General features: G+C 34.1%; 1 protein-coding gene. It reads left to right on the forward strand.

The window, feature by feature from the left end; genetic code table 11:
* Positions 1-247 (forward strand): DDE-type integrase/transposase/recombinase (locus CD032_RS03435; RefSeq protein ID WP_000630188.1); only part of this gene is annotated, 247 nt, incomplete at its 5' end.
* Positions 248-258 lie beyond the last annotated feature (11 nt).

Consider the following 258-nt stretch of genomic DNA (forward strand, 5'->3'; position numbering starts at 1 on the left):
TAAAGTAATTAAAGCTTTTAAACTTAAACCTGACTGTCATTGTACATCGAAATATCTGAATAACCTCATTGAGCAAGATCACCGTCATATTAAAGTAAGAAAGACAAGGTATCAAAGTATCAATACAGCAAAGAATACTTTAAAAGGTATTGAATGTATTTACGCTCTATATAAAAAGAACCGCAGGTCTCTTCAGATCTACGGATTTTCGCCATGCCACGAAATTAGCATCATGCTAGCAAGTTAAGCGAACACTGA

Source organism: Staphylococcus cohnii subsp. cohnii (assembly GCF_002902365.1).
In the GTDB taxonomy this organism is placed as follows: Bacteria; Bacillota; Bacilli; order Staphylococcales; family Staphylococcaceae; genus Staphylococcus; species Staphylococcus cohnii.